Source organism: Leptothrix discophora (genome assembly GCF_030705305.1).
GTDB classification, from domain to species: domain Bacteria; phylum Pseudomonadota; class Gammaproteobacteria; order Burkholderiales; family Burkholderiaceae_C; genus Sphaerotilus; species Sphaerotilus discophorus.
Genome location: NZ_JAUZEE010000019.1, coordinates 1 through 13,988 on the forward strand (window position 1 = coordinate 1; position 13,988 = coordinate 13,988).

Annotated in this window: 14 protein-coding genes; 4 read left to right on the top strand and 10 right to left on the bottom strand. The window is 68.0% G+C overall.

Annotation, left to right across the window (positions count from 1 at the left end):
• Nucleotides 1-404: 404 nt before the first annotated feature.
• Nucleotides 405-599, bottom strand: a complete 195-nt coding sequence (locus Q8X39_RS20180; protein WP_305751495.1) for a hypothetical protein — start codon at nucleotides 597-599, stop codon at nucleotides 405-407.
• A gap of 13 nt (nucleotides 600-612) precedes the next feature.
• Entirely contained in the window at nucleotides 613-1,272 is a 660-nt protein-coding gene (locus Q8X39_RS20185; RefSeq protein ID WP_305751496.1) for a hypothetical protein, read from the bottom strand.
• A 270-nt stretch (nucleotides 1,273-1,542) separates the two neighbouring features.
• On the opposite strand from Q8X39_RS20185, the gene Q8X39_RS20190 reads away from it, so the two are divergent.
• The gene (locus Q8X39_RS20190; RefSeq protein WP_305751497.1) at nucleotides 1,543-1,962 is read left to right on the top strand and encodes a hypothetical protein; all 420 of its coding nucleotides are present in this window, start codon (nucleotides 1,543-1,545) and stop codon (nucleotides 1,960-1,962) included.
• A 29-nt stretch (nucleotides 1,963-1,991) separates the two neighbouring features.
• Here the strand turns inward: Q8X39_RS20190 and Q8X39_RS20195 are convergent, their stop codons facing one another.
• From Q8X39_RS20195 to Q8X39_RS20210, 4 genes are all read right to left on the bottom strand, one after another.
• Entirely contained in the window at nucleotides 1,992-3,266 is a 1,275-nt protein-coding gene (locus Q8X39_RS20195; RefSeq protein WP_305751498.1) for a hypothetical protein, read from the bottom strand.
• Nucleotides 3,267-3,426: 160 nt separating this feature from the next.
• Entirely contained in the window at nucleotides 3,427-4,044 is a 618-nt protein-coding gene (locus Q8X39_RS20200) for a DJ-1/PfpI family protein (protein WP_305751499.1), read from the bottom strand.
• Nucleotides 4,045-4,213: 169 nt separating this feature from the next.
• A complete protein-coding gene (locus Q8X39_RS20205; RefSeq protein WP_305751500.1) occupies nucleotides 4,214-5,056 on the bottom strand; it encodes an HNH endonuclease in 843 nt (280 codons plus the stop codon).
• A complete protein-coding gene (locus Q8X39_RS20210; protein WP_305751501.1) occupies nucleotides 5,053-5,958 on the bottom strand; it encodes an arginase family protein in 906 nt (301 codons plus the stop codon). The genes Q8X39_RS20205 and Q8X39_RS20210 overlap by 4 nt, the downstream gene beginning before the upstream one ends.
• A gap of 242 nt (nucleotides 5,959-6,200) precedes the next feature.
• On the opposite strand from Q8X39_RS20210, the gene Q8X39_RS20215 reads away from it, so the two are divergent.
• A complete protein-coding gene (locus Q8X39_RS20215) occupies nucleotides 6,201-6,878 on the top strand; it encodes a histidine phosphatase family protein (protein ID WP_305751502.1) in 678 nt (225 codons plus the stop codon).
• 31 nt (nucleotides 6,879-6,909) lie between these two features.
• On the opposite strand, the gene Q8X39_RS20220 is transcribed toward Q8X39_RS20215, so the two are convergent.
• Together Q8X39_RS20220 and Q8X39_RS20225 are read right to left on the bottom strand one after the other, a co-directional pair.
• Entirely contained in the window at nucleotides 6,910-7,965 is a 1,056-nt protein-coding gene (locus Q8X39_RS20220) for a hypothetical protein (protein WP_305751503.1), read from the bottom strand.
• A 76-nt stretch (nucleotides 7,966-8,041) separates the two neighbouring features.
• Nucleotides 8,042-9,097, bottom strand: coding sequence for a porin (locus Q8X39_RS20225; protein WP_305751504.1), 1,056 nt, complete (start codon nucleotides 9,095-9,097; stop codon nucleotides 8,042-8,044).
• A 246-nt stretch (nucleotides 9,098-9,343) separates the two neighbouring features.
• Here Q8X39_RS20225 and Q8X39_RS20230 point away from each other — a divergent pair, with 246 nt between their 5' ends.
• Both Q8X39_RS20230 and Q8X39_RS20235 read left to right on the top strand, forming a co-directional pair.
• Nucleotides 9,344-10,150, top strand: a complete 807-nt coding sequence (locus Q8X39_RS20230) for an SDR family NAD(P)-dependent oxidoreductase (RefSeq protein WP_305751505.1) — start codon at nucleotides 9,344-9,346, stop codon at nucleotides 10,148-10,150.
• A gap of 17 nt (nucleotides 10,151-10,167) precedes the next feature.
• Nucleotides 10,168-11,043, top strand: coding sequence for a PPC domain-containing DNA-binding protein (locus Q8X39_RS20235; RefSeq protein ID WP_305751506.1), 876 nt, complete (start codon nucleotides 10,168-10,170; stop codon nucleotides 11,041-11,043).
• A 9-nt stretch (nucleotides 11,044-11,052) separates the two neighbouring features.
• On the opposite strand, the gene Q8X39_RS20240 is transcribed toward Q8X39_RS20235, so the two are convergent.
• Together Q8X39_RS20240 and Q8X39_RS20245 are read right to left on the bottom strand one after the other, a co-directional pair.
• Nucleotides 11,053-12,930: a TRAP transporter large permease gene (locus tag Q8X39_RS20240; RefSeq protein ID WP_305751507.1), complete on the bottom strand. Its 1,878-nt coding sequence runs from the start codon at nucleotides 12,928-12,930 to the stop codon at nucleotides 11,053-11,055.
• 29 nt (nucleotides 12,931-12,959) lie between these two features.
• Nucleotides 12,960-13,979 (bottom strand): TRAP transporter substrate-binding protein, encoded by a 1,020-nt coding sequence (locus Q8X39_RS20245; protein ID WP_305751508.1) that lies wholly within the window; start codon nucleotides 13,977-13,979, stop codon nucleotides 12,960-12,962.
• Nucleotides 13,980-13,988 lie beyond the last annotated feature (9 nt).

Consider the following 13,988-nt stretch of genomic DNA (forward strand, 5'->3'; position numbering starts at 1 on the left):
TGGGACCTGAGCGCCGGCCGTGCCGGGGTCAAGGTGACTTTGGCGGACGCTTACGGATCGGCGCGGCTTTGGGCAATTCAGGCAGCTACCGACGGAGCCGCTGTGTAGGCGCAACACTGGCGACTGGGAGAAGTTCAGGCTTGGCGAGCGTTGACCCCGGAGCCTGAAGGCGGGTTGTTCAGGGCCGACCAGTTCCTTACCAAAAGGCGACAGGTCTGCCCCGTGGCGCCGCTCGCCCGCCCCGGCCCTGACCACCCCCATCCCCCGCCCGCCACGCGGCACCTCGGGACGATAAAGCCGTCGTATCGCCGGCCCTCGCGTAAGGTCCAGCAGCTTGGGTGACGTGTTGTCGCAGGCCACGAGGACCGCGACACGGGCATCGGACGTCGTTGTCTGGTGGGTCATCAAAACCACCCCGCCCGCCACCCCCTCACCGCCACCGTCAGCAGCACCGCCAGCCCGGCGACGATCAGCACCGGGCGCCAGGGCGACGGCGTCTCTGCTCGACGGCTCGCGGGCTGGCGCTTCGGTGGGTGCGACTTGCCATCTTCGATGCCCATCCTGCGCAGCGATTCCTCGACGAAATAGTCCCGATCCATCAAGCCCATCTGCTCACCTCGCCCTTCGCGTGTCCATGTTCCCCGCCAGCGTTTCCAGCTGGATGGTGTGTCCGCTGAAGGTGTCGCCGACCCGGGTGAATTCGACCGGATCGACCGCCTCCCGCGCATCCGTCGTGATGTGGAAGAGCTTGCCCGGTCCTTGCCACAGCAGGCCCTTGCTGATGGTCATCCGGTAGCGGCCCAGCGGCATCTCGAGGTGGGCCGACATGCCCGATCGGATCGGCACCAGCGCGACCGGGGCTCGGCTTTCCCAGTGGTCGAAGCGGACCGCGAAATCGGCCGGCCCGCTGAGCGGCGCGCGCAGCGTGAGCGGTGCCTTCGGGCCCTGGGTCTCGGCCACGTACCAGTGCACTGTGCCCGGCTCAGGGAAGGGCTGTTGGCTTTTCAGGCCTCCAATCACGTGGGCGATCAGGATGGCGGCCAGGGCCAGTCCGCACCAGAGCAGCCAACGCGGCCGGGCAGTGGCTCGGCGCCAGCGCGATGGATCGAGATGGGGGCGCAACTGCTGCGGAGGCGGGGTCGACCGAGGCGGGTCGGATCGGCGCTTTGGACCCGGCTGGGCCTGGCTCTGCTGCCGACGCCGCTCCTGGTCAGAGGCACGCTCTTGCGCGCGGTGATGCTCCCGGTAGTAGTCCCGGTCATGAATGCTCATCCCTGCTCCCTGCTCCCTGCGCGGAGGTGCATCCCCCGTCGTGCCCGGATTCTCCTGGCGCGTCGGGGCCAGGCTGGCGTGAGGATGTCTCGGGGCCGGCGGATTCAAGCAGGACGCCCGCCCTGCCGTCTGTGAGGCCCGCACCCGCTCACCCCGCTTCGCCCGCCCCGCTTCGCTCACCCCGAACCCCGCGTTCGCCTGCAACTGGTTTTCCCTCAGCGCCCGAGTCGCCACACTCGCGGCCATTCTTCAACCACCGGAGTTCAAGCCATGCCCTACGCCCTCGTCTGGTCCGCCGTCTTCGCGCTGCTGGCGCTGTGGTCCCTGACCGCCTGGGCGCTGCATGCGGTGGGGGTGTGGACGGTCATGAACGCCGGCGCGCTTGGTGGCGTCACGGCCGGCCTGGGGGGCGCGTGGCAGTGGCCGGCGTGGCTGGCGCCGTGGGTGCCGCCGGCGCTGACGGCGGCCGTCGCCGACGCGTTCACCGCCCTCGCACCGTTCGTCCACGGCCTGCTGCATGCGGCGCCGGCGCTGGCCGGCGGCGTCACCGTCGCGGCCTGGGGCGTGTGGGCCGTGGGCGGCTTGCTGCTGGTGATGCTCGGCGTTGCCGGCCACGCCGCGATCGTGGTCTGGCGTCGCCGTGCCAGCCTGGCCATGGCACGACCGGACCGGATGGTCGCGGCGGGCTGAGCCGGGTTCGCGTCGCTTCGCCGCGGCGTTCAGCGCCCGAACTTCTCGGCCATCCGTTCGCGCAGCGCGATGCGCATGTTGATCACCGGGATGCTGTGCTTGAGCAGCGTCTTCAGCTCGTCGCTGGTTTCGAGCGCTGCCAGCGTGTAGACCGACAGGCCGGCGTTGTCCTGAGGGTTGACCGAGCCCGCATCCAGCACGCCGGACGTGCCGGCCGACTGCAGCGCCGCGTAGCCCGCTTCGACGTCGAGCTTGAGGGCCTCGATCGTCTGCGGGTTCAGGCCGAAGCCCGCGGCCGTTGCCGCCTTCGCCAGCTCGTCGAGCTTGAGCCGGACCCCCGCCCGCGTCGCGCTGCGGGCCGCCTCGGCATAGACCACGTGGCGGGCGCGCAGCTGGTAGATCGTCAGGTACTGGCGACGCGCCTCGAAGGCCTCGCCGATGCAGGCCGGCTGGCCCTTCGCGTCGCGCCGCTGGCACAGGATCCGCGGCGGGATGTCGTCGCCCAGGTAGAGCGTGTGGACCTGCGGCTCGCCCAGGATCAGGTAGCCACCGACCGACCGGCTGCGTTCGATGCCCGCGCTGCCCACCGCGCTGTCCACGTTGGCATTGACCGACAGGTCGCCCTGCCATTGCGTGACGATCACGCCCTTCTTGCGCAGGACCTGGCGGATGCGATCGAGCACGCTGCCCGGAACGTCGAGCTTCGCGAGCTGGTCCGCCGCATCGATCGCGCTGCCGAGGTCCGCCGTGGTCTTCCAGCTGCCCTCGGGGTAGAGCGTGGCAAGCCGGGTGGACACCCTGACGGGCAGTTCATCGGCCAGCGCCTCTTCCTTGGACAGGCTCGAGCGCGCCTGTCGCAGCACCGCCGCCTTCAGCTGCGTCTGCGCGGCCAGGCTGAGCTGCTGCTGCGCGTCCTGCAGCAGGTCGCGCAGGGCCATCAGGTCGTCGATCGTGGCGTCACTGGCAAACCGGCGCACGCGGATCTCGCTGTCCGGGCCGTTGGCCAGGCGAGGCGTCATCGAGTCGGGCAGGTCGTTGCGGGTCGGCCAGATGCGCTTGAACTGCTCGACGATCGAGAACTTGTCGGAGTCCGAGGTGATCGTGCCGACCGTCTCCTCCGCGGCCAGCCCGGTGATCGTGACGCCGCGCTGCAGCCGCAGCGAGAACAGGCCGTATTCGCTGTCCGATGTGGTGCCCATCTCCGTCAGCGCCAGGCGCATCGGCTGGTTGGCGCAGCCGGTGAGCCAGGCGGCGCCGGCCACGAGGCCGGCCAGGAGCCAGCGGCGCAGGTGGATCGTGATCATGCGTGTCTCCCGAAGGGGCACTGCGCGCCCCAGGCGCACCACGCCAAGGGGGCATGGCACGCCGATCTTCGTGATCAGGACCCGGTTCCGAACCACCGGTTCATGGGGGATCAGGGGCATTCATCCCCAGACGGGAGGACGCGCGCCAGGTCCGTGGCGCTCAGCGGCCTGCAGGGTCGCGAGACAGGCCGCCGTCGATCGCCGCCATCGCCCGCGCCACATAGCTGTCCTTCTCGCCCACCGGTGCCACATCGTGCAGCGCGCTGCGGGCGGCGGCCTCGCCCTGCAGGCGGGCGATGACCCAGGCGGCGAGGTAGGGCGAGGCCAGGCAGCCGCCGGCGGTGGCGACGTTGCCGCGTGCGAAGAAGGGCTGGTCCAGCACCTCGACGCCGGCTTCCTGCACCCAGGGCTTGGTGAGCAGGTCGGTGCAGGCCGGCACGCCGTCGACCAGGCCCAGCCGGGCCAGCAGCAGCGTGCCCGAGCACTGCGCGCCAATCAGCTGGCGCTGCGGGTCCAGCGCCAGGCGCGCCATCAGCGCCGGGTCGGCGGCGATCTCGCGGGTCTTCATGCCGCTGCCGACGATCACCGCTTTGGCCGTGCGCGCGTCCTCCAGCGTCGCCTGCGCCTGCACGGTCACGCCGTTCATCGACGTCACCGCCGCGGTCGGACAGGCCAGCGACACCCGCCAGCCCGGCACCTTGACCCGGTTCAGCACGCCCAGCGCGATCAGTGAATCCAGCTCGTTGAAGCCGTCGAAGGTGAGGATGGTGATGTGCATGGGCGGTGAAAGCAGAGGGGCAGATGCAGTTGTGGACGGTAGCAAGACTTGATATCTGGAATCGCTGAGAGAGCAACGATGCAGGCGCTGTGCCGGCGGGCGTGTGGCAAGGAGGCTCACGTTCCTGAACTTGTGCGCAGCAGCTCACCCACGCAGGTCGGTCACGGCATCAATTGCTGCGCCTCGTCCAGTCTCCGAAATGGAAGCGCCGGTGGCAGTTGGGGCAGAGCGCGATCGCGTTCTCAACAGTATCCGGACCACCTTCCGCCAACGGCACGCGATGATGGACCTCCAGGTAGGGAGAGTGATCCGAGCGTCGGATGAATGGTGCGGCAGAGCCACATGACTGACATTTCCCATTGGCCAGGTAAAGCGCTTCCGCAATCACGTCAGGATTTCTTTCCATGACGTAGCTGGAAACAAGAGCCAACTTGGGGGTGGGGTTTGCTCGCGAAAGGCGATCCAGTCGCTCTTGGCGATTCTTGGTCGACTTCTCGATTTCTCTCTCGAGGTGGCCATCAAGCGCTGTTTTTAGCGAATGGGCGACTTCCACATCAAGGCCAATCTCCCAGAACATGGGGGTCCCACTGTGCAGGGCGGCATTTCTCTCTCTGCCGGCATAACCAGATACTCGTTGGCCATTGCATTTGTTGGCGATCGGTGTGAGGTCAAACTTCCTTAGAATGCGTGGATCTTTTGACTGCTGAAATGCCCAGTAGCTTCGTCCGACGAATTTTTGGTCGTGACTTGATCCGCGTTGATGATGTGGACCTATTCGATAGATCTCATGCACGTGATCTGCCACGATGACGACTGCTATCTCGGCGGGCCTGTGTCTATTGGTGCAGTGAAAGTCAAAGCGTCCGCCCTCGGGTTGGAACTTCGTGTAGTCCTCAATCGAGACGCCAAACTGGGCTATCGTGCTGATCTGGCTGTTCGCGTGTCGGATCAGCATGATGCAATCTGGCGTGACCGATGTCTCGATGGAAACATACGTGGCCATAGGAATCATGGTGTGTTTTCCTCTGGGCGCTGACTGTCGATGAATGATTCAATGCACACCTTCATGGTGTTGTCGTGAATGTCAAGCACCTTGCGCAGTGGCTTCTGGTAGCCGCCGGCGAGGTTCCAGGCAATTGGAAGCTTGACCTCTCTTGACGTTCGGAAGACGAGTTGATCGCGGACCTTGAGTTGCTCGGTGGTCAGCCAACCGCCCAAGGGATCATCGATGTGCGGATCCGCGCCGGCCTGATAAAGCACCACGTCGCAATCGGACATGCGCGAGACAATCGACGGGATGCGGTCCAGAAACTCCTTGGCGTGTGCCGGCGTGCCGCCTTCTTCCTTGCCGGCGCTGTAGTGGCGAATCCAGTCGATGCCGAGTCGTCCGATGATGTCATCGGTGCCGTCTCCATAGTGCTCATCGAAATCCAGGATTCCTATGCGTGAGATTTCTCCTGCTTCGTGCAGGGCGAGGGCTGTCACCATCAATCCATTGAAGGTGCAATATCCGGCGCATTCATCGAAGTTCGCGTGGTGGAAACCGGAACACGGTGCGACTGCAACTTGACGATTCTGGATGGCGGCACGCGCGGCTGCCAACATGGCGCCACTCGTGTAGGGCAAGGTGGCAGCGACGGCCAACGAGTTGTTCCTGAAGCCGTTCCTCCGGGTGCCTGATAGAACACCATCGACATGGTCGTGCGCATGGGCGCGCTTGAAATCATCGACCGAGACGGGTGGCGGAGGATGGATCTCGATCGCAAAGCCTGCGCTCCGCCAAGATTCCACCACCTGCGCAGGCTTGCCAGCGCTGGGTGAGAAACTCCCGGAATCTGCAACCATGGCTTCACAGAAGAAGACGGGAATCCTCTGCAGGCGTTCGATGGCGGCGGCGTCGCTGCTTCTGATCATGGTATTGACCTGTCGGATGTCAGGGCAACCAGACTCTACCGGGTCATGTTGGACCTGGCGTGGGGATTCGACCTGACATGGGAACGGCGGCCGTCTTCGGGCTCGCTGCCCAAGGCTGGGCGATGGGTGCGCTTTGACGCGCCACTGCCGTGAGTCGCCCTCAGGCGCAGTCGCAGATCCCCACGGACCGGTCCGAGGCAGACTGCCGCACGACGCTCATTCCTGCCCAACCCACCTGGACCATGAACCTTCTGACGCCCGACCCGTCGCCGTTGCGCTCGCTGACCTTCATCCGCCATGGCCAGAGCCTGGCCAATGCGGGCGGCGTGACGATGCCGCACCACGCGATCCCGCTGACGCCGCTGGGCCACCGGCAGGCCGAGCGGCTGGCCGGGTTGCTGCCCGACGCGCCGGCCGAGGTGCTGGTCAGCCCCTTCGAGCGGGCCCGCGACACCGCCGCGCCCTACCTCGCCCGCACCGGCCGGTCGGCCCGCGTGGTGGACCTGCTGCGCGAGTTCGAGTCCATCGATCCGGCCGAGCTGGCCGGCCTGACCGGCGAGCAGCGCCGGCCCATCACCGAAGCTTACTGGGCCGACGGCCAGCCCGACCGGCGCATGGGCGCGCAGGCCGAGACGTTTCGCGAATCGGTGGCCCGGGTCGAGGCCTTCATGGCCCTTGAAATGCCCCGGATGCCCGATGGCAGCGTGGTCTTCGGCCATGGCATGTGGACGGCCATGCTGATCTGGCGCCTGTTCGGCTTCCGTGCCGACGACGGCCAGGCGATGGTCTCCTTCCGCCGCTTCCAGCTCGCCCTGCCCATGCCCAACGGCGCGGTCTGGCATCTGCACCAGGCGGGCGGTGCCTGGCGCTGCGAGGTCGACGAGGTGTTGACGCGGCAGGTCCAGGCGCTCGCCGGTTGACGGCTGCGCGGCCCGGCCCTGCCTCTGCCCCTCACTTCTTCTGCGACACGATCACCGGCTCGATGCGGAACAGGCTGGCCGCGCCCGGCGTGACCGTCACCTTGACCCAGTGCAGGCTGGGGCTGCCGAAGGTCTCGACGCGGGTGAAGTTCGTCATCATGTTGTTCGGCGCATGCAGCGGCTTGTCGACCTTGAAGGCATGCGTGTCGCCGTGGACGAACAGCACCTCGCCGTCGAAGGCGGTGGTCTGGCGGCTCACCTCGGCCATGAAGTTGCGGTAGCCGCTGACGCCCGGGGCCTGGCTCTCGTCGAGGTCTTCGGTCTCGGGCAGGTCGAAGCCCGGATCGCCCTGGATCACGACCACCACGCCGCGCGAGCCGGCGGCCTTGGCGGCCTTGAACGAGGCGTCCAGCCAGGCGATGTTGGCGGCGTCGCGTTCGAGGTATTCGGCGTTGGCGGCATCGCAGTTGGCGGCCTTGCGGGCGCTCTTGCCGGTGCACTCCTTGGCGTTCATCACGACGTTGTTGTTCGAGCCCGGCACGTTCAGGCCGACGAAGGTCACCGGGCCGCGCGTGAAGCGCACGTTCTCGATGAACTTGTCGCCCGCCGCCTTGCCCTGGTGCTCAAGCGGCATCGTGGCCTGGCCAAGGCTGGCCAGCGTCGGGTACATCACCCGGCGCAGGTGGGCCAGGCGCTCGAGCGCGTCGAAGCCGCCGTTGTTGGTGCGGTGGCAGTCGGTCCACTCGTTGTCGCCGGGGATGTAGACGACCGGCTGCTTCATCGAGCCGAACATCTTGAGCGCGTCGTCGTAGATCGTGTTGTCGCAGCGCGAGCTGCCGTCCTTGATGTCGCCGTCGTAGATCGAGAAGGCGATGTCCGACGCGTTGATGCTGGCCAGCACGGCCGGCAGCTTGCTGTCGTCGCCGGCCTTCTTGTAGGGCATGTCGCCCCACAGGCCGAAGCTGTAGGCGCCGTGGTGCTGCGCATGCATGGCGGCGTGGCGCTCGCCCATGGCGGCGCAGCCGCCCAGGCCGGCCAGCAGCAGCGGGGCGGCGAGGGCCGCGATGCGGGAGATCGGGAAGCTCATGTCGGGTCCTTGAAAGGCAGAACGGCCCGTGTCGTTCGACACGGGCCGCAGGGGTCGGATCAGCTCAGGTCAGTGATCAGAAGGTGTAGCGCACGCCCAGGCCCAGGGCACGCGGGTCCTTGCCGTTGGCGGTGGCGGCGGGGAAGTTGTCCGACGCGACCAGGGTGCCCTTGGCGCCCGAGTCGTTGGTCAGCTTGGTGAAGTAGGCGTAGGTGGTGACCTGCTTGTCGATGGCGTAGTTGGCTTCGAAGGCCATGCCCTTGATGCCGTCGTTCAGGCCGGTCTTGGACTCGCCCGACTTGCCCAGGCTGGCCTTCAGGGTCAGCGCGCTGTCCAGCGCGTAGGCGCCGGTCAGGACGACGTTGCTGGTCTCGTTGCCCTTGCTGTTGTCCAGCTTGCTGACGGCGACGCCAGCGCTGAAGGCGCCCAGGTTGGTGCCCAGCGTGAACTTCGTGCCCTTCATGGCGAAGCCGACGCCGTTGGCGTCCTTCTGGTTCTCGATCGCGACGCCGCCGTTGAACATGCCGTCGTTGTATTCGACCGAAGCGCCGAACACGGTCTTGTTCTGGGTCGTGGTCTTGGCTTCGTCAGGCGAGTAGGCCAGCTTGGCGACGATGGCGTTGGCGAACTTCGGGCTGGCGTAGTGCAGGACGTTGGTCTTGCGGGTGTGCAGGTTCTGGAAGTTGGCGTTGCCGATGGCGACGCGGCTGCCCTTGCCGTTCACCAGGATTTCCAGCAGGTCGCCCTGGCCCCACAGGCCGCCAGCGGTGCCTTCGAGGGCCTTGAACGGCATGTCGTAGGTGCCGACCAGCACGGTGCCGGCGGTGGCGGTCTTCAGGCCGACGAAGCTGTTGCGGTTGGCGAAGGCCTTGCTGTTGGCGGTGTCGTCAGGCGCGACGCCGGTCTCGACCTGGAAGACGGCGCTCAGGTTGGCGTTGAGCTTGTGCTCGCCGCGGATGCCCAGGCGCGAGGCGAAGTTGCTGGCCATGACGCGCGAGACGTCGCCGTCGTTGGTGCTCTCGAGGCCCAGGTCGATGCGGCCGTACCAGTTGAACTCGGTCGATTGGGCCGAGGCGGCGCCAGCCAGGGTCAGCAGGGCGGCGGCGGCGAGGATGTGCTTGGTGTGTTGCATGGTCTTGGCGTTGCCTTCGTTGAACGGTCGTGGGGAAGGGTGAGAGGAGAGGTCCGCATGGTCGTCAGCCCATGTGGCAGATCCGTGAATACCCCGATGAACACGGGGATCGCGGCTTGCACGCGACATCGCGCGGGCGCTGGCGCGCTGTCATCCGTCTGTCTTGTCGGGCTGTCATGCGCGCGGGGCCGGAAGCGTTCCAGAATGGGCGCCCGATCCGGCCTGACGCCACTGGCGTACCCCCTCATGAGCACCCCCGACCTTTCCCTTGCCGACCAACCCGTCGCCGTCATCACCGGCGGTGCCCGCGGCATCGGCCTGGCCATCGCCCACTGGTTCCTGGACCGCGGCCACCGCGTCGCGCTGTGGGACGTGGATGCCGAGACCCTCGGCCGCACCGAGCAGGAACTCGCGCTGCCCGGGCGCGTGCTGGCCGTGCCTTGCGACGTGTCGCAGCCCGATCAGGTGCAGGCCGCGACCCATGCGGTCGACGCCGCGTTCGGCCGCATCGACGCACTCGTCAACAACGCCGGCGTGGCGGTCTTCAAGCCGGTCGGCCAGACCAGCTGGGACGACTGGCGCACGGTGCTGTCGACCAACCTCGACGGGGCCTTCCTGTGTACCCAGGCGGTCGCACCGCTGATGCAGCGCGGCGGGCGTGGCGGGGCGATCGTCAACATCGCCTCCATCTCGGGCCTGCGCGCCAGCACGCTGCGGGTGGCCTACGGCACCAGCAAGGCCGCGCTGATCCACCTGACCAAGCAGCATGCGACGGAGCTCGGCACGGTCGGCATCCGCGTCAACGCGGTGGCACCGGGACCGGTCGAGACCGAGATGGCCAAGCTGGTCCACAGCGTGGCGATCCGGGCCGACTACCACGACGTGATCCCGCTCGAACGCTACGGCACGACCGATGAGATCGCCCAGGTCGTCGGCTTCCTGTGCAGCCCGGCGGCGAGCTACGTCAACGGCCAGGTCATCGCGGCCGACGGTGGCTTCGAGGCGGCCGGCGTGGGCCTGCCGACGCTGCGTCGCATGGCGCGCGGCGGCTGACCCGGCGGCACGCGGCGATGCGCCAGATCGTCCATCCCGGCGCGGTGCGGCGCGAGGCCAGCGTGGTGCCGGCGCGGCTGGTCGAGCATGCGCTGGCGCTGTTGCCAGGCCTGAGCCTGATCGATGCGATCGATGCCGCCGTGCGACGGGCCTGTGGCCGCGCGGCCAGCGGCGTGCTGCACCTGCGCGGTGGGCGCTTCGAGCCCTGGCCCTATGTGCTGCCGGCGCTGTCGCGCACGCCCGAGCACGCGGTCTATTTCAGCGAGCGGCACGAGGCGGTCGGCCCGGTCGAGCTGGTCGAGGCGACCGTCACGCTCGGCCGTCACGCCGATGGCCGGCCCTGGCTGCACAGCCACGTCGACTGGATCGAGGCCGATGGCCGGCGTGGCTGCGGCCATGTGCTGCCCGAGCAGGCACGCCTGGGCGTGGCCCCGCAGGAGGCGCGCTTCTGGGCGCTGGACGGTGCGGCCTACACGGTGCAGGCCGACGAGGAAACCCGCTTCTCGCTGTTCAAGCCCGTGTCGATCGAGGTCCCCGACGATGCCGCCGCAGCGTCCCGGCCGGCGCTGGCGCTGCGCCTGAGCCCGAACCAGGACGTCTGCGAGACGCTGGCCTCGATCTGCGCGGCGCACGGCATCCGCCGGGCGGTCGTGCGCGGCGGGGTCGGCAGCACGGTCGGCGCGGTCTTCGACGACGGCCGCGTGGTCGAGCCCATCGTGACCGAGACGCTGATCCGCCAGGGCACCGTCGAGCCCGATGCGGCCGGCCGGCCCCGTGCGGCCCTCGACGTCACGATGATCGACCTCCACGGCGGCCGGCACCAGGGCCGTCTGGCCGCTGGCGAGAACCCGGTGCTCGTGACCTTCGAGCTGGTGCTCGAGATCCTCGCCTGAGCCGGGGGCTCACAGAACGGCCGTCGAGATGGCGGGCACGGCCGCGATGACGATCAGGCCGCCGATCAGCGCGACGATGTAGGGCCAGATCGCGCCCATCGCCTCGTCCGGCGAGACGTTGCCGATGCGGCAGGCGATGTAGAAACCCACGCCGATGGGCGGCATCATCAGGCCGATGTTCATGGCCACGACCACCACCATCGCGTAGTGCACGTCGTTCACGCCCAGCGCACGGGCGATCGGGAACATCAGCGGCGCCATCAGCAGCAGCGCGGGCAGGCCTTCGAGCACGCAGCCCAGCACCAGGAAGATCACGATGGTGACGGCCAGAAAGCCGGCCACGCCGCCGGGCAGGTTCTTCATGAACAGCGCGAGCTGCTGGGCCACGCCGGACTGGGTGATGACCCAGGCCATCGCCAGCGCGGTGCCCAGGATCATCAGCACCGCACCGCTGAGCGCAGCGGTCTCGACCAGCATGTCGTAGACCTTGCGCAGCCCGATGCCGCCGTACATCACCATGCCGATGACCATGGCGTAGAGCACCGCCAGGGTCGACACCTCGGTGGCGGTGGCCACGCCGCCGCCGACCGCGCCACGGATCAGGAAGGGCAGCACCAGCGCCGGCCCGGCGATCAGCAGGGTGCGGCCGATGGTGCCCAGCGTCGCGCGCCGGACCTGCAGCAGGTCCTCGCTGCGGGCCTTCCAGCGCGCCAGCACGGCCAGCGCGAGCAGCAGCACCAGCGCCACCGTCACGCCGGCCTGGAACAGCCCGGCGATGGACACGCCGGCGACCGAGCCCAGCACGATCAGCACGATGCTGGGCGGCACCGTGTCGGCCATGGCCGCGCCAGTCGACAACAGCGCGATCATTTCCTTGGGCTTCTGGCCGCGCCGCTTCATCTCGGGGAACAGCGCCGGCGCGACCGTGGCCATGTCCGACACCTTCGAGCCGGAGATGCCCGAGACGATGAACAGCGAGCCCAGCAGCACGTAGGACATGCCGCCCTTGACGTGGCCGATCAGCGAGGCCAGGAAATCGATGATGGCCTTGCCCATGCCGGTGGCATCGAGCACGCAGCCCAGCAGCACGAACACCGGCACCGAGACCAGCACCAGGCTGGACATGCCCTCGTCCATGCGGCCGATCATCACGCCCACCGGCACGTGGCTGGTGAAGGCCAGGTAGCTCAGCGCGCCGATGCCGAAGCAGAAGGCGATCGGCACGCCGGCCAGCAGGCTGACCGTGACGAAGCCGATCAGGAAGATGACGATGTTGAGGTGGCCCAGCGTGGCCAGCGTCGGCATCAGCACCCAGCAGGCCGCGCCGATGGCGGCGACCAAGCCCGTGCCGACCGCGAGCTGCGCGATGCTGCAGGTGCGCCAGGCATGCACCAGCAGCACGAACAGCATCGCGACGATGCCGAAGGCGATGGCCGCGACGCGCCAGCTGTTGGGGATCTCCAGCGCCGGCGTGGTCACGAAGGCCTCGGACTCGACGTACTCGAAGGCCGGCCGCACGAGGGCCAGCAGGAAGGCCGCCGTGACCATCAGCCCGAAGGCCTGCACATGGCCCTGCAGGCGCTGCGGCAGGGCGGTCAGCACGACGGTCAGGCGCAGGTGTTCGGCGCGGTGGATGGCGACGGCCGAACCCAGCATCGCCAGCCACAGGAAGGCGATCGAGACCGCCTCGTCGACCCACACCAGCGGTGCGGCGAGCAGGTAGCGCGAGGCCACGCCGGCCAGCAGCATCAGCGTGATTGCGGCCATCAGCGCGGCAGACGCAACCTCGATGGGCAGCATCAGCCGCGAGCGGGCCTGCACGGCCTTCAGCTCGTCGGGCAGGGCGTAGGACTCGGGCGAGGCCGAGGTGTCGACGGAGGCGGTCATGGGTTCGATCGTCTGCTCGGGCGCTCAGGTCAGATCAGCTTGCCGGTGTACTTCTCGAGCACGGCCCAGGCCTCGTCGCCGAACTTCTTGTGCCACTCGGCATAGAAGCCGGCCGCGCGCAGCTTGGTGCGGAACAGCTCGGCATCGGTCGTGTTGAAGGTCATGCCCTTGGCCTTCAGGTCCGTCATCAGGCTGTCGTTGAGCTTCTTGACGTCGTCGCGCTCGAGCTGCGCGGCCTTGTTGACGTGGCGCGTGACGATCTCCTGCAGGTCGGCCGGCAGGCGGGCAAAGCTCTGCTTGTTGGCCAGGAACCAGAAGCCGTCCCACATGTGGTTGGTGATCGAGCAGAAGGGCTGGACCTCGTTGAGCTTGGCCGTGGCGATGATGGCCAGCGGGTTCTCCTGGCCGTCCACCACCTTGGTCTGCAGGGCGGTGTAGACCTCGGCGAAGTTGATGGTGGCCGGCGAGGCCTCGAAGGCCTTGAACATCGAGACCCAGAAGGGGCTCGGCGGCACGCGCATCTTCATGCCCTTGAGGTCGTCCGGCCGGGTGATGGGCCGGGCGCTGGAGGTCATCTGGCGGTAGCCGTTGTCCCAGATCTTCTCGAACGCGAACATGCTGGACTTGGCGGCGATCTCGCGGCGCACGTGCGCGCCGAGTTCGCCGTCCATCGCGGCCCAGACCTGGTTGTAGTCCTTGAACGCGAAGCCCACGCCACTGATCTGCGCCGAAGGCACGAGGTTGCCCAGGATCAGCGGCGACAGCGTGAAGAAGTCGACCGCGCCCTGGCGCACCTGGCTGAGGGTGTCGGTGTCGTTGCCCAGCTGGCTGCTCGGGAACACCTTGATCTCCAGCCGGCCCTTGGACTCGGCCAGGATGGCGGCGGCCATCTCGTTGGCGCGCACGTTCATCGGGTGCGTGACCGGCAGGTTGTTGGCGTACTTGAGCGTGAACTCGGGCGGCTTGGCCTGGGCCAGCGCGTGGGTGGCGACGCCGGGCAGGGCGAGCGCGCCGGTGCCGGCCAGCAGGGTGCGGCGGTTGATCTGCATGGGGTGGTC